An 18,026-nucleotide genomic window follows, 5' to 3' on the forward strand; every position below is an offset into this window, starting at 1 on the left:
TGAACAATCATTTATTTCTTAAGCGGTAAAGAGATGAGACGGATTGAGATAATACTGGGAGAGCTGGAACGGCTGACGCGAGGACTGAATCTTGCCCATCTGGCGCAGGAAACGGCGTTCACGGCGGAGGCCATCGGCTTCAACCTCGGGCTGGCGCGCAACTCGGTCAGTAAAGATCTCAATCAGCTCTGGAACGACGGCCTGGCGATTAAAAGCCGCGGGCGCCCGGTATTCTTTCTGCATCGTCAGGCGATTGAAGCGCTGCTGGGGCGTAAATTAGATGAGTCCGAGCGTGAAGTGCAAACCGTTGCCGACCTGTTGCCTGTTCAGGAAAACCAGGCGACAGACGATCCCTTTTCCAGCCTGATTGGTTACGATCGCAGCCTGCGCGATGCGGTGGAAAAAGGCCGCGCGGCGGTGCTGTATCCCCACGGGCTACATGTTCTGCTGACCGGTCCCTCCGGCGTGGGTAAAACCTTTTTTGCCGAACTGATGCACCGTTTCGCCTGCGAACGTGCACCGGGAACACCTCCACCGCTGGTCTATTTCAACTGCGCGGAATACGCGCATAACCCGGAGCTGCTCTCATCGCACCTGTTTGGTCATCGACAGGGAGCGTTTACCGGTGCAAACGAGAATAAACCCGGTCTGGTCGAACAGGCTGATGGCGGCTATCTCCTGCTCGATGAAGTGCATCGTCTGCCGTATGAAGGTCAGGAAAAGCTGTTCTCTATTCTCGACAAAGGTGAATACCGGCCGCTGGGTTCAAGCGCCGTGGCGCGTTCAATCTCGGTTCGCCTGATATGTGCGACCACCGAACCGGTAAGTTCGGCGTTGCTGCGCACTTTCCAGAGACGTATTCAGGTATGTATCGATCTCCCCGGCATTCGCCAGCGTTCGGTCGAAGAGCAGGTTGAGCTGATCGTTGGTTTCTTACAGCGTGAGAGCCGCAAAATCGAGCGTACGATAAGCATCGACCGTACCCTGCTGCTCTGGCTGCTGAACAAGCCGCTGGAAGGCAATATTGGTCAGCTCAAGAGCGACATTCAGTTTCTCTGCGCCCAGGCCTGGGCCTCGGGGATGACGGAGCACAGCGATACGCTACAGTTGGATAAACGTCTGACCGAGATCCCCTTTAACGCCACGCCGGAACAACGTCTGCTGGTTGGGGCGCTGTTCGAAGGCAAAGAGCACCTGAGCATCGATGCCCGCACGTTGCCGGCACTGAAAAATTCGCTGGCCACCGGAGCCGAAATTGAAGAGAGCGATCTCTTTTACAGCTTCCTGACCCGGGAATATATCAACCTGCGTAACAGCAACGTACCACCTGCTGAAACGCTGGCAATCCTCAAAAACAAACTCAGCTCGATTTTTGAATATGGTCTCTACAGCCGCGACAGTGTGGCGCATCCCCCGCGCTATGGCGATCAGATTGAAGAGCGAGTTACACTGCTGATCGGCTGCGTTGAGCAGGTGCTTGGTTTTACGCTGCCGGAAAATCTGGTAAACCCGCTGCGCAAACACTTTCTGGCGCTGATTGGCTACGTGCAGCGCGGCCTTATTCCGCAACTTTATTCTTCCAGCCTGATCCTCGATCGCTGCAAAGATGAATACGAAAACGCCACGCTGTTATGCCGAAAAATCAATGAACTGCTGCATATTCAGTGTCCGGCGACGGAGGTGGTCTGGCTGTGCCTGTTCCTCAAAGAGTGTCGCCATTACCGCCAACGGATAGACGCCAGTCCTGACTGCGGGGTGATTTTGATTGCCCATGGCGCGACGACCGCCACAAGCCAGGCGCAGTACGTGAATCGCGTGCTGGAGCGCGAGGTGTTCAGCGCTATCGATATGCCTTTCGAGCAGTCAGTGCATGACACGCTGGAAGCTCTGACACAGATGATCCAAACCCGGCAGTATCGCCGATTGATCCTGATGGTGGATATTGGCTCGCTGGTCCATTTTGGCAGTACGATCAGCAAATTATTCCAGATAGACGTTCTGCTGATGCCCAACATCACGCTAACCAGTCTGCTGGAAATAGGGTTGGATTTAAGCTACGAAACCAGCGACTTGCCGCAGCTGGCGGCGTTGATGCAGAGCAAAAATATTCCCTGTCAGCTCTGTACGCCACAGCAGGAAAACAGCGGTAAAGTGCTGGTCATTTCTTGCATTACAGGGATGGGAACAGCAGAAAAAATCAAAAAGGTGCTGGAAGAGAGCTTCGGTGAGTTGATGTCGCAGGATACGCGGATGGTGATCCTCGATTACAACGAAGTTCGCAGCCTGGAGCGTGTTCAGCAGGCGATTAACGCCAGTGAACGTCTGGCGGGCATAGTGGGTACTTTCCAGCCAGGACTGCCGGATATTCCGTTTATCTCGCTCGAGGAGTTGTTCTCTGAGCAAGGCCCTGAGCTGGTGCTCAGCCTGCTGACGCCAGATCTCTCCAGCAGCGAACGCCGGCTGGAGATGGAGCGTAGCGCGATGCGCTTTATCAGCGCGTTGACTATGGAGAGCATCATTAACCATATTTCGGTGCTCAACCCGCAGCGTATTCTGAAAGAAATGGAAGGCGTGCTGAATCATCTGACCGCTGCGCTGTCGCTCAAACCGAGCCGTCAGGTGACACTGCGCTTCCTGATCCATTGCTGCTGTATGGTCGAGCGTATTGTGATTAACCGCAAACCGTTACAGATGGCGCTGGAGAACAAGCCGGATCTGGATATTCGTGCGTTTAGTGTCATTAAATCGGCTTTCCTGCCGATCGAAGAGGCCTATGCCATTCGGTTATCGGACGCGGAATATTTTTATATCTACGAACTGTTGTATAGCTAATCCCTTGTCTGGTGGGGCTTTGCGCCCCGCCAACACCCACAATTCCCCCGCGTGACACAAATTCTGGCACAGCCTTTGCTCTTACTTTGATGAGTTTGCCGGATGGCGGCATAAAACGCCTTATCCAGCCTACAAAAGCACTTCCCGTAGGCCTGATAAGCGAAAGCGCCATCAGGCATTGCAAGTCTCATGTAATCGAGCCAGGAGGCCATTTTGACTACCACTGAATCCTTGCCCCAGATCCTGCTGCTGACCCATGGCGGTTGGGGGCAACAGCTTTGCAACAGCCTGCGCATGGTGATGGGCGAAATCAAAGGCGTAACGGAAATCGCGTTGATGCCTGTTGATACGCTCGGCGAGTTTTATCAACGCGTCGAAGCCGTGGTGAAAACCATGCCGGAAGGCTCACTGATTCTGACCGATTTTATTGGCGGCACCACCTCTAACGTGGCCGCGCGGCTGAGCGCCGATTACCCGGTGGCAGTGATTTCCGGGCTGAACGCCTCTTTGTTACTGGAGGCGCTGGACAAACGCGAGCATGGCCAATTGACCACCTGCGTGGCCGATCTGGTCGAGGCCGGGCGTAGTAGCTGCCTGGACGTTGTTGCCCACGTACGTCAATTACAACAATCACAATAAGGAATAAACATCATGGCAAACATCGTTTTATGTCGTATCGATAGCCGTCTGATTCATGGACAAGTGGTGACCAAATGGGTTGGGCAATCTCAGGCAAACCGGATTGCAGTGGTCAGCGATGAGCTGGATGCCGATCCGTTTATGAAAAACATCTACCTGATGGCCGCGCCGCCGAACATCAAAGTGGATTGCTTTGGTAACCAGAGTTTTGCCGCCGCATGGAAAGAAAACCAGCTTGGTGACGGCAAGGTTCTGGTGCTGTTCCCCTCTCTGGCGGCGGTTCAGGAAGCGGTCCAGTTGGGTTTTGATGTCACCACCATTCAGGTCGGTGGGCTGGGCGGTGGGCCAAACCGCAAAGCGGTATTCCAGAACATTACGCTGGATGAAAAAGACGTCGGCATTCTGAGCGACCTGAAAAATCGTGGGATTCAGGTGTTCTTCCAGACTATCCCGGAAGATAAGCCTCAGTCGCTGGACGATATCCTGAAAAAATTCTAATTCTTTGATAACAGGGTACTTAATTATGGATACTTTAGTCTTCGCAAGCCTGATGGGGTTGTATTACTGGTTTGCCCGATTACGCCTTGGCTACACCTTCTCCGCCATGCTGCTACAGCCAGTGGTGATTGCCGTATTCGTTGGTCTGCTGTTAGGCAACATGGAAACGGCGATGATCATCGGTGCAGGTATGCAGCTGGTTTATCTCGGCGTGACCTCCACGCCAGGCGGCAACGTCCCGTCGGATCCGGCGCTGGCTGCCTGCATTTCAATTCCTATCGCCGTGAAGGCCGGAATGGACCCGAACCTGGCTATCGCACTGGCGATCCCGTTTGGCGTTATCGGCGTGTTCCTCGACCAGTTGCGCCGCACGCTAAACGCGGCGTGGGTACATATGGCCGACAAGCATGCGGAAACGGCAAACATGGCGGGCATTATGCGCTGTGCGTTCCTCTACCCGGCTTTGCTCGGGCTGGTACTGCGTTTCCCGGTGGTCTTCGCCGCCAACTATTTTGGTCAGGACGTTGTGGAAAGCTTCCTTAAGCTGATGCCGCATTGGCTGACGCACTCCTTTGAAATTATGGGCGGCATTCTGCCGGCGCTGGGCTTCGCCATCACCATTATGGTGATCGGTAAAAAGAGCCTGCTGCCATGGTTTATCGGAGGTTTCTTTGCGGTGCTGTACCTGAAGATAGACATCATGGCGATGGCAATCTTTGGTACCTGTGTGGCCTTCCTCATTAAAGGTCTGGCGAAAAATGAAGGAGCAGCATGATGAGCAGCGATGTAATGCAGCATGAACTGGTGGAGCGCGCGCGTGAAAGCGGCACGTTGACCAAAGCAGACATCACCAAAGCCTGGTTTATCTACTGGCTAGGCGCGGAAGTTTCCAGCTCCTATGAACGTTTGCAAAGCCTTATTTTCTGCGCCTCAATGACGCCGATCATCAAAAAACTCTACCCACAAAAAGAGGAGCAGGTTGAAGCGCTGAAACGCCATTTGAACTTCTTTAACTCGGAGCAGACGTTCGGGGCGGTGATTCAGGGGATCTCCATTGCGATGGAGGAACAGAAAACCCGCGGCGAGCCGATCAGCGACGCCTCAATTACCGGGATTAAAACCGGGTTGATGGGACCATTGGCCGGGATGGGGGACTCCATCATCTGGGCCGCCGTGATGCCGCTGTTAATTGCTATATTCATCCCGTTTGCGGCGAATGGCAGCGCGATGGGCGGAATTGTACCGTTAATTCTCTATCCTGCTATTACGCTGGCAATCAGCTATGGCATGGTTCACAAAGGCTATACGCTGGGGCGTGACTCGATAATTGGGCTGCTGCAGGGAGGGCGAATAAAGGAACTTATCTACGGCGCTAACGTGCTGGGTTTGATCATGATGGGCGCGCTTTCTGCAAGCTACGTCAAGATCACCACGCCGTTAAAACTTAGCGCCCTGAAAGGCTCTGAAGTTGTGGTCCAGCAAATCCTCGACTCTATTGCCCCCGGCCTGTTGCCGCTGGCGGCGGTGTTCGCCATCTATTTCTATCTGGTGAAGAAAGGACCGCGTTACACCACGATTTTACTGTCGATTGTCGCGCTCAGCGTGGTTTGTTCGCTGCTGGGAGTACTGTAAGCCATGACACAGAATATCTACCAACAATTGGGGCTAAAACAGGTCATTAACGCCTGCGGCAAGATGACGATTCTGGGTGTTTCCAGCGTAGCGCCGGAAGTAATGCAGGCCACCGCGCGGGCTGCTTCAGCCTTTGTTGAAATTGATCGGCTGGTGGACAGAACTGGAGAACTGGTTTCCCGCTACACCGGGGCTGAAGACAGCTATGTCACCTCCTGTGCATCGGCGGGCATTGCTATCGCTGTTGCCGCCGCCATTACCCGTGGTGACCAGGCGCGAGTCTCGCTGATGCCGGACAGCGCAGGTATGGCCAATGAAGTGGTCATGCTGCGCGGGCATAACGTTGACTACGGTGCGCCCATCACCAGCGCCATCCGTTTGGGCGGCGGGCGGGTGGTGGAGGTTGGCTCAAGTAATCTGGCGGCCCGCTGGCAGCTGGAGAGCGCGATTACCGATAGCACCGCCGCGCTTCTGTACGTGAAATCGCACCACTGCGTGCAGAAGGGGATGTTGAGCATTGCGGATTTTGTGCAGATCGCGCAGGTTCACAACCTGCCGCTGATTGTCGATGCTGCCGCCGAGGAGGATTTACACGCATGGGTGGCGAGCGGGGCGGATATGGTGGTCTACAGCGGGGCAAAAGCCTTTAACGCGCCGACCTCCGGATTTATCACCGGGAAGAAACAGTGGATTGCCGCGTGTAAAGCGCAGCACCACGGGATTGCCCGGGCGATGAAAATCGGCAAAGAGAATATGGTTGGGTTGGTGTATGCCCTGGAAAACTACCATCAGGGACAAACCGTGGTCACCACCGAAGAGCTCCGCCCCGTGGCGCAGGCGATTTCAGAGATTCGCGGACTGGATGCGGATATCGAGCAGGATGAGGCCGGACGCGCTATCTGGCGGATTCGTATTCGGGTGAATGCGCAGGTGCTGGGAATGGATGCTTACGCTGTAGAAGCGCACCTGCGTGAGGGCGATATCGCGATCTACGCTCGCCGTTACAACCTTCATCAGGGCGTCTTTAGCCTTGACCCGCGTACGGTCGCAGAAGGGGAAATGGCGCTGATCGTGGCCCGATTAAAGGAGATTGCAGAACATGCAACACATTAATTTTTATCGTAATAAAGTGGCTATTAACGTGCTGGCGAAGGATATCGCCAATGCGCGGGAAATCTATGATGCTGCCGAAGGCCACGCGGTGATTGGCATTCTTTCGGCGCAGTTTTCCTCGGTTGAGGAAGGGGTTCTGGAAGTAAAACGTTGGATGAACGACGTGCCGTCGATTTCTGTGGGGTTGGGGGCCGGTGACCCGGCGCAGTATTACAAAGCGGCGATGATTGCCTCACAGGTACATCCAGCACACGTCAACCAGACCTTTACCGGTTGCGGGTTTGCGGCAGGCGCCTTGGCGGCAACGGGCGGTGAACAGACCCATATCAACGCGTTAGTCAGTCCCAGTGGCACGCCGGGGGACGTGTTGATCTCGACCGGCGTCAGCAGCAGCCAGGGCACGCCAGCCCGCGTTTCCTGCGATGCAGCGGTCCGTATGATGTTGGATTCAGGAGCCCATGCGGCGAAGTTCTTCCCAATGGGCGGTGAACAGTCGATGCCTGAGCTATATGCACTGGCGACGACAGCGGCGAGAAACGGCATGACGCTGATTGAACCAACCGGCGGTATCGATCTCGATAACTTCGGCGTTATCCTGCAATCCTGTCTGGAGGCGGGAGTACCGCGCGTCATGCCGCATGTTTACAGCTCGATTATCGACCCACAGACCGGTAATACCCGGCCTGCAGACGTCGTCAGGTTGATGGAGATAGTTAAAACCCTGGTGTGATGTTGCTATCGCCGGATGGCACTTCGCTTATCCGGCCTACAGATAACCTCATGTCACCAGCCCGGTCAGCGTAAGCGCTACCGGACATTTTTGTCCATATGTCTGCTTTATGCTTTTTTCTTCTTGCTGATGCTTTTTCGTTTTTTAAACCGCAGCGGCCTTCCCGCTATAGTCATTTCATTACTCATCAGGCGGTTATTGCAAAAGGATAAAACGTGAAGCTGAAGATACCTTATTTCGGGGCCGGGGCGGCGGTATTACTGGCGGGATTATTGCTGGCAGGATGCGATCAACAGAGCAGTGATGCAAAGCATATCAAAGTGGGTGTAATTAACGGTGCTGAGCAGGATGTAGCGGAGGTCGCGAAGAAAGTCGCTAAAGAAAAATATGGTCTGGAGGTGGAACTGGTGGGTTTTAGCGGTTCTCTGCTGCCCAACGATGCCACCAATCATGGTGAGCTGGATGCCAACGTCTTCCAGCATCGCCCGTTCCTTGAACAAGATAATAAAGCACACGGCTATAAGCTGGTCGCAGTGGGCAATACCTTTGTGTTCCCGATGGCTGGTTATTCGAAGAAAATCAAAACTGTCGCTGAACTAAAAGACGGTGCAACGATTGCGATACCTAACGATCCTACCAATCTGGGCCGGGCGCTGTTGCTGCTGCAAAAAGAGAAGTTAATTACGCTGAAAGCGGATACCGGTCTGCTGCCAACAGCGTTGGATATCACTGATAATCCGCGGCATCTGAAAATTATGGAACTGGAAGGTGCGCAGTTGCCGCGTGTACTGGACGATCAGAAAGTGGATGTGGCGATTATCAGTACCACCTACATCCAGCAAACCGGGCTTTCCCCGGTACATGACAGCGTATTTATTGAAGACAAAAACTCACCGTACGTGAACATTCTGGTGGCGCGAGAAGACAACAAAGATGCCGAGAATGTGAAAGAGTTCCTGCAATCTTATCAGTCACCTGAAGTGGCGAAGGCGGCAGAAACTATCTTTAACGGTGGCGCGGTTCCGGGCTGGTAATCATGACCTTTTGCCGCGCCGGTTGGTGTTAAACCGCTCTGGCGCGGCGACGTGAGTCCATTGAGATAAGTATTACCGAGGAGAGGATCAAAAGCGTGCCCAGCCAGTCTGGCAGGGTAAAGGTAATACCTAACAGCAGCAGGGACAGCAATGCGCTGCTCAACGGTTCCGCGCAGCTTAAAATGCTCGCTTTCGGTCCACCAATCATCTGCGCGCCTTTCAGGTACAGGCTAAACGTCAGCGATGTGCCGATGACCACCAGATAGAAAAACGCCAGAATCAAACTGCCATTCACCACGAAATTAGTGCCCTGTCCGGCATAAAACGGCAGCAGGATCATCCCGCCGATTAACATACTCCAGCCGACAACCGGCAGCGTGCCGTAGCGCGCGATAAGCGTTGAGGGGTAGGTGGTGTAGAACGCGGCGGCAAACGCCGAGGCAATTCCCCAGAACAGCGCGGCAGGTGAGATAGACAGCGATGTCGGGTTACCGTGGGTGACCAGCAAGAAGGTGCCGATAAGCGAGGTGAAGATCGCAGTCAGCACTAAAATCCCCGGTCGTGCTTTGCGCACCACGGAAAACCACGCCACGATTATGGTCGGTGACAAAAATTGTAGCACCGTCGCGGTGGCGGCGTTGGATTTTTCAATAGTCAGCAGAAAGGTTAGCTGTACGGTGAGCGCCCCAACCACGGAAAAAATCAGCAGGCTGATGGCGTCTTTGCGGTTTTTGATAATGGAGAACACTTTGTCGCCGTGAACGAAAGAGAGCATCAGCAGAATGAGCCCGGCGAAAATCAGGCGCGTCATGGTCAGAAACTGCGACGACATCTGGCTTTGCTCCATGATGTATTGCGCGCAAACGCCTGAACTTCCCCACAATACGGCGGCAATCAGGACGTTCATCATCCCTCTTCTGGTGGAACTCATCTTTCCCTCGGCATGTTGTTTTGTTTTATTTGTGTGCAGGCATCATAGCAGAGATGGTTGTGATTTCTGCCAGCACATCCGCAATCAGCCAGTCATTAAAGACTTTTACCTCCGGACGCATTACCGCGTGCTGTGGCGTAACAATGTAGTAAGACCACGCCAGAGGCCAGCGGGTGTTGGGATGAAGCTGAACCAGTTGTCCGTCTGTCAGTAGCTGCTGCACCAATGCCCTACGCACAATGGCGACACCTTGACCGCTGAGCGCCGCCAGAATCACTGCAGAGGTAGAGTTGATGTGCAATCCACTGTCGCAAACGGCAGGTGCCTGGGTGGCGGTCAGGACATCATTCCAGCCCGGGAAATTGGCGCCGGGGTGGGGAGTGTCATCATGGATAAGCTTCTGTGCGGCCAACCATTCTCCACAGGAAATTTTATCTACTGGCACAATACGCGGGCTACAAACCAGAACCGCTTCTTCATCCATCAGCCAGGTTTTATTTACCCCAGGCCAGTCGCCTTTACCGCAACGTACGCCCAGATCCGCTTCGCCATGAGCAACATCCATCAGCTTTTCCGTCACGTTCAAGCGTAATTCTATGTTTTCATGCGCTTGTGAGAAGCGATTGAGGCGGCTCATCAGCCAGTTCATCACCAGTACCTGAGAGGCCGTGATGATCACCACCGAGCGTGCTCGCCGACCGCGTAACTTGTTCAGCCCAGATTCCAGACTATCCAGTCCCTGGGTTATCTCGCGCAACGCGTCCTGTGCTTCGCTGACCAGCGTGAGACGCTCTTTGCCTGAACGAGTACGATGCAGCAGCGGGTGGCCAACCCAGTCTTCCAGCGCACGAACCAGTTGCCCAACGGCAGCCGGAGTGACCCCCAGTTCCTGCGCCGCACCAGTAAAACTGCCGTGGCGGGCTGTGGCCTCAAAAGCGTGTAACCATTTAAGCCGATTAAGTGAGCGCATTAGGTCATTTCCCGTTTTGTGAATATCTTCAGTATATGCCATCGAGATAGATTTTCTTTCTCGGTTCGCTATTTCTTCTCATTCGTCAGCGCCTCAGGGTAGTGGCATTGTTAGCGCATTAATGAATACTTGAAACGAGGCTAGCGATGAACACATTATTTGTCGGCAAAAAACTGTTAGTGGTGGGCGGTACCAGTGGTATCGGATTTGAAACCGCAAAACTGATCCTCCAGGGTGGTGGTCGAGTGGTGCTGGTTGGCAATCGTGCCGAGAAAGCGGAACGGGCCCATCAGGCGTTGGCGGAGCTGGGTGACGTCTCTGTCATTGTGGCGGATCTGATGTCAGAAGCGGGCGTTAAGCAGGTGATGGCAACGGTAAATGCTGAGCACATAGACATCAACCTGTTAGTAAATGCAGCTGGGGTTTTCTTCCCAAAACCTTTCACTGATCATGAAGTTGAAGATTATGAACTGTACATGAGCCTCAACCGCGCGACGTTTTTTATCACCCGCGATGTCGTGCGTAATATGGTGGCGGCTAACATCCAGGGTGCCATCGTGAATATTGGTTCGATGTGGGCACAACAGGCAATTGGCGCAACACCTTCTTCAGCGTACTCAATGGCAAAAGCGGGACTGCATGCATTAACTAAAAATCTGGCCATCGAGCTGGGGGCAAATGGGATCCGCGTCAATGCCGTTTCGCCAGCAGTCGTGCATACACCTATCTACGAAGGATTTATCCCGAAAGAAGACGTACAAGGTGTGATGAGCAGCTTTGACAGCTTCCATCCGATTGGTCGGGTTGGTACGCCGCGTGATGTGGCTGAATCCGTCGCCTTCCTGTTGTCAGACAAAGCGCAATGGGTAACTGGCGCTATCTGGGATGTGGATGGCGGTGTTATGGCCGGACGTAATGGCTGATGGAAATCCCCCGCATAGCTGCGGGGGAGCGTCGAGACATTAAGGCTCAATCGGCGTCAGATAATCCAGCCGTAGCGGTTCGGCTAGCAGATCGTTCATTTGTAGAATGAACGCCTGGAAATGTGGCAGAGCGATATGCTCATCCAGACCGGCCTGACCGCGCCAGGATTCGCGCACGTAGAACACATCCGGCGTGTCGCGTAACTGGAACAGGGCATATTCAATATTGCCCGGCTCCCGGCGCGTGGGCAGCAGCAGAGCTTGTAGCGCCTGTTTCAGTGCGTCGATTTTCCCCGGTTTGGCTTTCAGTACCGCAATAATTGAAATCACGTCAGAATCAGACATGTTAAAACCCCTCCAGCACGATCTTGCCAACCGAGCGGCCGGTTTCAATTTGCGTGTGGGCTTTTTGCAGATTTGCCGCGGTAATCGCGCCAAAATGTTCGCCCAGCGTGGTACGAAGGGTGCTGTCGTCGATCAGCTGCGCCACGCGGGTCAGTAACTGATGCTGCGCAATGATGTCGTGGGTTGTGAACATCGAACGGGTAAACATAAACTCCCAATGCAGCGAAATGCTTTTGGCCTTCAGCGGGCGCGCATCGAGAGTTTGCGGATCGTCAATCAGCGCCAGTTTGCCCTGCGGCGCCAGTGCGGCAATAATTTGCGAATAGTGCTGCTCGGTATTGTTCAGGCTGGCAACGTGCGTCACCTCTTTAATGCCTATCCGTGCCAGCTCTTCCGTCAACGGCTTGCTGTGGTCAATCACATGATGAGCGCCCGCTTCACGTACCCATTTCTGGCTCTGCGGACGTGATGCGGTACCGATGACGGTCATTTTGGTCAGCTTACTGGCCAGTTGTGTCAGAATAGAACCGACGCCGCCAGCCGCGCCAACAATCAATAACACATCATCTTCATTGCCATTTTCCTCAACGCCCAGACGGTCGAACAGCATTTCCCAGGCGGTGATAGCGGTCAGTGGCAGCGCCGCAGCAGAAGCATTATCCAGTGTTTTTGGCTTCAGCGCGGTAATACGTTCATCAACCAGCTGAAATTCACTGTTACTGCCAGCGCGGCCGAGCGCTCCGGCGTACCAGACTTCATCGCCGGGTGCGAACAGGGTGACGGCTTCGCCCACGGACTTCACCACGCCAACGGCATCCCAGCCCAGCACACGCGGCACATCAGCGTTAAAACCTTCGCGGACCTTGGTATCAACGGGGTTGACGGAAATGGCTTTCACTTCAACCAGCAGATCGTGCCCGGTAGCAACTGGCATGGGCAGGTCAATCTCTTGTAAAAATTCAATGTTATTGCCGTCGGTCGCGGCGCTGGTAATGGCGATGGCTTTCATATTCTCTCCGGTCACAGGAATCAGTTGAATAATTCGATGGTAAACCGGTAACAGAACGGGAAAAATAGCCCTATGGCGACAGGACTTATACTCGGGGAGTGAAAATGTTCCGGCTTGAAGATCTCACGTTGTTTGTCCGCGCCGCGGCGCTGAATAGTTTTAGTGATGCTGCGCGCGAAGTCGGCGTTCAACCTGCTCAGGTCAGTTCAGCTATCAAGCGCCTGGAGTCTACGTTGGCTATCCGCTTGTTCGCTCGCTCCACGCGCAGCCTGCGCCTGACGCCAGAAGGTGAAGTCTGGTTACCCTATGCCCGCCAGATGCTGGATGTAATGCATGCCGGGCTGCAAAAAATTCAGACCCCGGAAGATGAAGTGTCAGGCACGCTGCAAATCGCCGTGCCTTCGGATCTCGGTCGTAACCTGCTGCTACCGGTCTTTCAGTCGTTTCGACGCCGCTATCCCGCGCTGCGCCTGCGGATTTTTTTCTCCGACCAGGTAACGGATGTCTTTAAAGACCCCGTCGATGTTGCGTTTCGCTATGGCAACACCGAAGACGCGTCCTACATTGCGCTGCCGGTTGCACCGGGTAACCGACGCGTGCTGGTGGCATCACCGGAATGGGTTGAGCAAAACGGCGCGCCGCAAAAACTGGATGATTTAACACAGCTCAACGCCATGACTTTCGTATTACGCGGCCGCCTGCACGATCGCTGGACGTTTACGCGCAACGGCGAGGTCAGCAGTGTGCAGGTTAACGGCACCATTATGAGTGACGATGCGGAAGTGATCCGGCGCCTGGCGATTGCCGGAGAAGGTGTGGCGTACAAGTCGTGGCTGGATGTCAGCGAGGATGTGCGTGACGGTCGATTACAACTGCTGATGCCGGATTATCAGGGAGAGAAAGTCCCGCTGAATATGATTTGCCCGCATCGGAAACAGCTTTCAACCGCGGTACGCCTTCTGCACGAGGCGGTGAAGGCACGGTGTGAAATGCTGGCGCAAAGCTAATAAGCGCTTTACGCCAGAATACTATCGCGTCGTTACTCAGTCTTTTTTCGTTGCATTCGCAAAGAAAATATCAGACTGAATGTCTTTAGTGCGGATGGTAAAGAGCTGATTAGTCAGATCTTCCGTCAGCTTCTCGGCGTCGGCCATGATGCGCAGGTTGAAGTCATTCAGCATCTTATCCGCGGCGGGTTTATCGGTTTTCGCCATCTTCAGATACTCTGCTTCGACCTCTTTTTGCTCCTTCGCCACTTTGTCTTCCCACGCTTTGTAGGCTTTTTTGACGATTGGCGCGAGCTTCGGATAATCGGTCATCGTCAGCGTTTGTAATTTACGATATTTCCAGTAGATAGACTGATCGTCCGCTTTATCGGTACCCATCGTGTAGTTAGCCGGATACGCTTTCAGGCCGCTGTAGTACGGAACAAAGGCGGTGAGGTCAGCCATGCCCAGGCCAATGTAGGTCGTTTCACCAATCTCTTTTGGCAACCACGGACGGACCTGCATGACGTGCGCTTCATAGGTACGGAAAACGCTGACCGGACGCCATGGCTCTTTGCCGTTCAGACCGTTGGTGTACGGGTCATGGCTGGTCCCTTCATAGTGACTACGCAACACGGCTTTTACATCGTCCAGCGTCATTTTCTTCTCTGGCGTCATGAAGACCGAGAATTCGCGCCCTTTGGCCATATCCTGATTTACGGAAGGATTGAATTCTTTCTGGATGGTCCATACACGAGGGTCGTTATACGTGCGGTCACGCTCGTCATCACGGGTATAGGCTTTGGAGAAGTTGAATTTACCGTCTTTCGCCGGATCGTACAGTCCTTTTTCAGTCGCAAATTGAATCAGGTTTTTTGACGCCATCATGTCCGGATTTTTAGGATCGTAATCCTGTAAGCGGCCCTGATTACCGGTGGCAAAATACTGGTTATTCGGCAGACGCTGCGCCATCCACTGGTGGCCGCTACCGGTTTCCAGGTACCAGATCTCGTTATCGTCGACGACGGCAACGCCAAAACCTTCGCCTGCGCCGACGGTCTCAACGATATGGCCCAACAGCGCCACAGCTTCACGTGCGGTTTTACTTTGTGACAGCAGAATATCCGGGATATCGTCTTCGGTGATCCCTTTATCCTCAACGTACGGGTCGGCGGCCAGTGCTTTCGGTGAGGCAAAAATGGATTCTGTACCGCTCACGCCGACACCCAGCTCGTTAAATCCGGTCGCGCCGTGCAGTTGGGTTTTCCAGTTTGGGACAGTGGTATAACGCAGAGAGTTTTTCGGCAGTGGCCAGGTAAAATCATTCGCACCATTATGTGCTTTGGTGCTGTATACCCCGGTCTGATTTTGCTTTGCCGGATGAATGACAAAATGCTGTGCTTTCAGAGCATCGCTGTCTGCGCTACGGGCGACCAGCATGGAGCCGTCCGCTGATGCTTCGTTGCCGACCAGCAGGGTCGTACAAGCAAAACCTGATGAAACAACGGCCAAATTTATAGAAAGTGCAATCAGGCACTTTTTAAAAGTAAACATTACGTATCCCTCATATGTACGCCAAAAATACACCGGAAACACACCGTTTCCTGAAATGCGATAACGCCTGAACGCTCAGACATTGCTCGCGAGAGAGATAAACGCCCCTGCCCACGTCTTCTCCAAATATCCATCCGTAGGTTGAAGTCTTCTGGGCAAAATATAACGCCCATTTCGCTTAATTATTACGCAACGGATATTATGATATTCAGGATGTTTCCTGATTCGCGATGAAGAATAGCAATGGGTTATGTGTGGATTCAGTGACCCATGTCGCGTAAGTCAATGATGACAAATGTGAATTTCATTGAGGGGCCGTGCTTTTTATTTCCGGATATGACGTTACCTTTTGCGGCAATACAGCGAGGGCACATTGGAGCTGGCAAAAATCCATGCACCTTTATACTCCTCCATGACCAGGCTCAGGCTTCGTCCGCTTTGGCGGTAAAATCCAGGTAATGTGTCGTTAATATCCGCTTCATCAGCGGTGTCAGCGAAGGTTTTGACGACCTGCATCGCCTGTAGCACTCGGGCATCGCGCTTTTGGGTGTAGTTAAAATAGATGTTCCTGCTAATGTCTGAGGTATTACGCCCGTACAGTTTGCCGGTAATAGTGGCCAGGCCTTCACTGTTGTACATCCGAAACGATAACGTACCGGTAAAGCGGTTGCTGCCAATATTCCATTCCATGTTACCGATGCAATTCAGCGGTTTGTCGGCATAGCGTGAATGCCATAACCATCCGCCTGAACCGAGCACAGTAACCAGCCCGGCCACGAGCACTATAAGGTGGCGTGTTTTTTTCATTGCCCGCGCATCCAGTAATAATGAGTAGTACAAAATGCGTTAGCATCCACCCGTGCATCTTTATCACAGACAAATGCCACGATCCTTTCCGCTTTGCTGTAACCGGTAAGAAATACGTGCTTGTTGTTTTCACAGAGATAGGGATGTAACTGCATCAGATTGAAATAGCCTTGCTGGTCGTGTTCATTTGGTGAGTAATAGATTTTGCAATTTTGCCGCGATGGCGTCTGCATGGAAGCCTGGACAAATTTACTAAACGGCATAACAGGGCGCGTTTGATACCACACCAGCCAGATGATCAACGTGGCAATCACGACACTGGCGCTAAATAAAACCTCAAACCAGGGTATCTGCGTCGTTTGTTGTGGTGTCGAAGGAATTATCTTTGCGGGGGTGATTTCTTCAATAACCGGCGACGGGGAAACTTCACTCTGTTGAAGCGTTATTGTCTCTACTTGCGTATTCTCATTTAATCTGAGCCCGCGTCGGGAAATAGTTTTCACCGTATCACGAGGTAACCCCACGTCCGCCAGCGCGTTTCGTAGCGTCAGAATAGCCTGGTAAAATGTGTTGGTGGTGGTCACATTATTTCTTTCACCCCAACCAATTGTCATCAACGTGTTCTGGGAAACAATGTCACTTGCGTGAGTAATTAAATAGAGAAAACAGAGCGAGGCAGGGAGCTGGAGCTGAATTGCTCGCCCGGTCTGACGATTGACCAGACTTTTGCTATCAGGATTAAATTCGACCAACTGATTGATAAGGTACAATTGCCCAGCCCTCAGTAACCAAAACGAATCACAGCGTGCGCTAACGCATCCTTTAAATTTTACATCCAAATCGAAAATGCGCCTCACTCTTTGTTCATGAACGAAGATAAGAATTTCACCAATTCATTAAAACATCTTTAAATACAATATGTTAGCGATCTTATTTCTTAGGTGAGAATTAACTAAGGTTAAATAATGAGAATTCATTACAGTTTTATCTGAATTATCTTTATATTTGTCCACAACATGACAAGGGTGATTGAGTTATCAGAATTACGTAATTAGTAAGTAACTTTTATGCAGGTTGTTTTTTAGCAAATAGTGCTTTTTTACTGTTTATCTTAGAGTCTGAATTTATGCATAAAATTCCTAAAGCATAGGTTGTTATTCTGAGATAAAGCGTAAATAAGCTTAGCGCAATCGTATTACTCACAGCCCATACATATTAGTGCATCAGGAGTTTATTACATTTTATTAGCGCCACTGTTATTAACTGACAAGGAACGTACAACGTGTTGGATTGACACATTTATTTACCAATGAAATATTTATGGAAAAATAACAGGAGTCATTTTTGATGAAGAGATCACCGTCACAGACTGTTCGTTGCATAAGCTGTGAATTATCCTGTCAATTATTTCCGGATACTGCGGTTCGCGCCAGTTACTGCCACCGTGCCGCTTTTGCGATCTGGCCTGAGGGAAATGGTTTTCTGCAAAAAGGAATTATTGAAAAGCTTCTTCTTAATAATCAAAACCATTTGTCGCGTGGGTTTATTTTTGTGGACTTTTCTTTCCCGAATCTGCGCTTGTTTGCCGACCCGCAATGGGTTGACCGGTTTGCCTACAGCGGTATGCATATTGTGTTGATAGCAGACAGGAACCTGGCGCCGTTAGCCAACTACTGGCTGTCCAAAAGCAATAAAATACAAGGGATTATATATTCTGATGATGATGACGAAGTTCAACATCAGAAAATTAGGCGACTCTTTACTGGTCATCTCGCTAACAGCAAACGTGGACGCTCACTTAACTATACTGAAATGATATTACTGAAGCGTTTTGTGTCAGGGAAAAGTATTCAGCAAATTACCAAAATAGATAATATCGATATTAAGAAAATATATGTCTACAAGCTCAGGCTTGAAGATAAGTTAGGCCATAGTATTCATCAAATATTGTCGAATATTTTATAACGTTTTTTTGAATTTTATTATTTCACATCCTTGCGATGTGGTGGACGCTCTACGCCTG

18 protein-coding genes are annotated in these 18,026 nt (G+C 52.1%); 11 read left to right on the forward strand and 7 right to left on the reverse strand.

Annotated features, from left to right (window positions below; genetic code table 11):
• The first annotated feature begins 33 nt into the window (after positions 1-33).
• From dagR to nlpA, 8 genes are all read left to right on the forward strand, one after another.
• Entirely contained in the window at positions 34-2,832 is a 2,799-nt protein-coding gene (gene dagR / locus JQN59_RS00240) for a transcriptional regulator DagR (protein ID WP_149607911.1), read from the forward strand.
• Positions 2,833-3,045: 213 nt separating this feature from the next.
• Complete coding sequence (locus tag JQN59_RS00245) at positions 3,046-3,471, forward strand: PTS sugar transporter subunit IIA (protein WP_048215255.1); 426 nt, start codon at positions 3,046-3,048, stop codon at positions 3,469-3,471.
• A 12-nt stretch (positions 3,472-3,483) separates the two neighbouring features.
• Positions 3,484-3,969: a PTS system mannose/fructose/N-acetylgalactosamine-transporter subunit IIB gene (locus JQN59_RS00250; RefSeq protein ID WP_003023959.1), complete on the forward strand. Its 486-nt coding sequence runs from the start codon at positions 3,484-3,486 to the stop codon at positions 3,967-3,969.
• Between the two features lie 25 nt (positions 3,970-3,994).
• Positions 3,995-4,744: a PTS mannose/fructose/sorbose/N-acetylgalactosamine transporter subunit IIC gene (locus tag JQN59_RS00255; RefSeq protein WP_149607910.1), complete on the forward strand. Its 750-nt coding sequence runs from the start codon at positions 3,995-3,997 to the stop codon at positions 4,742-4,744.
• Positions 4,741-5,601, forward strand: coding sequence for a PTS system mannose/fructose/sorbose family transporter subunit IID (locus tag JQN59_RS00260; protein ID WP_005121522.1), 861 nt, complete (start codon positions 4,741-4,743; stop codon positions 5,599-5,601). The genes JQN59_RS00255 and JQN59_RS00260 overlap by 4 nt, the downstream gene beginning before the upstream one ends.
• Positions 5,602-5,604: 3 nt before the next feature.
• A complete protein-coding gene (gene dgaE / locus JQN59_RS00265) occupies positions 5,605-6,714 on the forward strand; it encodes a D-glucosaminate-6-phosphate ammonia lyase (RefSeq protein WP_149607909.1) in 1,110 nt (369 codons plus the stop codon).
• Entirely contained in the window at positions 6,701-7,444 is a 744-nt protein-coding gene (gene dagF, locus JQN59_RS00270) for a 2-dehydro-3-deoxy-phosphogluconate aldolase (protein WP_149607908.1), read from the forward strand. Before dgaE ends, dagF begins: the two co-directional genes overlap by 14 nt.
• Positions 7,445-7,659: 215 nt before the next feature.
• Positions 7,660-8,478 (forward strand): lipoprotein NlpA, encoded by an 819-nt coding sequence (gene nlpA, locus JQN59_RS00275; RefSeq protein ID WP_032945419.1) that lies wholly within the window; start codon positions 7,660-7,662, stop codon positions 8,476-8,478.
• A 28-nt stretch (positions 8,479-8,506) separates the two neighbouring features.
• Here the strand turns inward: nlpA and JQN59_RS00280 are convergent, their stop codons facing one another.
• Positions 8,507-9,409: a carboxylate/amino acid/amine transporter gene (locus JQN59_RS00280; protein ID WP_003827166.1), complete on the reverse strand. Its 903-nt coding sequence runs from the start codon at positions 9,407-9,409 to the stop codon at positions 8,507-8,509.
• Positions 9,410-9,434: 25 nt separating this feature from the next.
• Positions 9,435-10,379 (reverse strand): LysR substrate-binding domain-containing protein, encoded by a 945-nt coding sequence (locus JQN59_RS00285; RefSeq protein WP_048216372.1) that lies wholly within the window; start codon positions 10,377-10,379, stop codon positions 9,435-9,437.
• Between the two features lie 146 nt (positions 10,380-10,525).
• Between JQN59_RS00285 and JQN59_RS00290 the strand changes: the two genes are divergently transcribed.
• Entirely contained in the window at positions 10,526-11,302 is a 777-nt protein-coding gene (locus tag JQN59_RS00290; protein WP_149607907.1) for an SDR family NAD(P)-dependent oxidoreductase, read from the forward strand.
• Between the two features lie 39 nt (positions 11,303-11,341).
• Here JQN59_RS00290 and JQN59_RS00295 read toward each other — a convergent pair whose 3' ends face one another.
• Both JQN59_RS00295 and JQN59_RS00300 read right to left on the reverse strand, forming a co-directional pair.
• Positions 11,342-11,632, reverse strand: a complete 291-nt coding sequence (locus tag JQN59_RS00295; protein ID WP_162623446.1) for a putative quinol monooxygenase — start codon at positions 11,630-11,632, stop codon at positions 11,342-11,344.
• A gap of 16 nt (positions 11,633-11,648) precedes the next feature.
• The gene (locus JQN59_RS00300; RefSeq protein ID WP_128316843.1) at positions 11,649-12,656 is read right to left on the reverse strand and encodes a zinc-binding alcohol dehydrogenase family protein; all 1,008 of its coding nucleotides are present in this window, start codon (positions 12,654-12,656) and stop codon (positions 11,649-11,651) included.
• A 104-nt stretch (positions 12,657-12,760) separates the two neighbouring features.
• Between JQN59_RS00300 and JQN59_RS00305 the strand changes: the two genes are divergently transcribed.
• Positions 12,761-13,663: a LysR family transcriptional regulator gene (locus JQN59_RS00305; RefSeq protein WP_048215260.1), complete on the forward strand. Its 903-nt coding sequence runs from the start codon at positions 12,761-12,763 to the stop codon at positions 13,661-13,663.
• Between the two features lie 36 nt (positions 13,664-13,699).
• Here the strand turns inward: JQN59_RS00305 and JQN59_RS00310 are convergent, their stop codons facing one another.
• The 3 genes from JQN59_RS00310 to JQN59_RS00320 all read right to left on the reverse strand — a co-directional run bounded on the left by JQN59_RS00310 (position 13,700) and on the right by JQN59_RS00320 (position 16,773).
• Positions 13,700-15,196, reverse strand: a complete 1,497-nt coding sequence (locus tag JQN59_RS00310) for a C69 family dipeptidase (protein ID WP_149607906.1) — start codon at positions 15,194-15,196, stop codon at positions 13,700-13,702.
• A gap of 342 nt (positions 15,197-15,538) precedes the next feature.
• Complete coding sequence (locus tag JQN59_RS00315; RefSeq protein WP_003827183.1) at positions 15,539-16,003, reverse strand: hypothetical protein; 465 nt, start codon at positions 16,001-16,003, stop codon at positions 15,539-15,541.
• Positions 16,000-16,773 carry a winged helix-turn-helix domain-containing protein gene (locus tag JQN59_RS00320; RefSeq protein WP_149607905.1) on the reverse strand — a complete coding sequence of 258 codons (774 nt, stop codon included), beginning with the start codon at positions 16,771-16,773 and terminating at the stop codon, positions 16,000-16,002. The genes JQN59_RS00315 and JQN59_RS00320 overlap by 4 nt, the downstream gene beginning before the upstream one ends.
• 577 nt (positions 16,774-17,350) lie before the next feature.
• Here JQN59_RS00320 and JQN59_RS00325 point away from each other — a divergent pair.
• The gene (locus tag JQN59_RS00325; protein ID WP_149607904.1) at positions 17,351-17,968 is read left to right on the forward strand and encodes a helix-turn-helix transcriptional regulator; all 618 of its coding nucleotides are present in this window, start codon (positions 17,351-17,353) and stop codon (positions 17,966-17,968) included.
• The last annotated feature ends 58 nt before the right edge of the window (positions 17,969-18,026 follow it).

Source organism: Citrobacter sp. B72, from assembly GCF_016894305.1.
Taxonomy (GTDB): domain Bacteria; phylum Pseudomonadota; class Gammaproteobacteria; order Enterobacterales; family Enterobacteriaceae; genus Citrobacter; species Citrobacter portucalensis.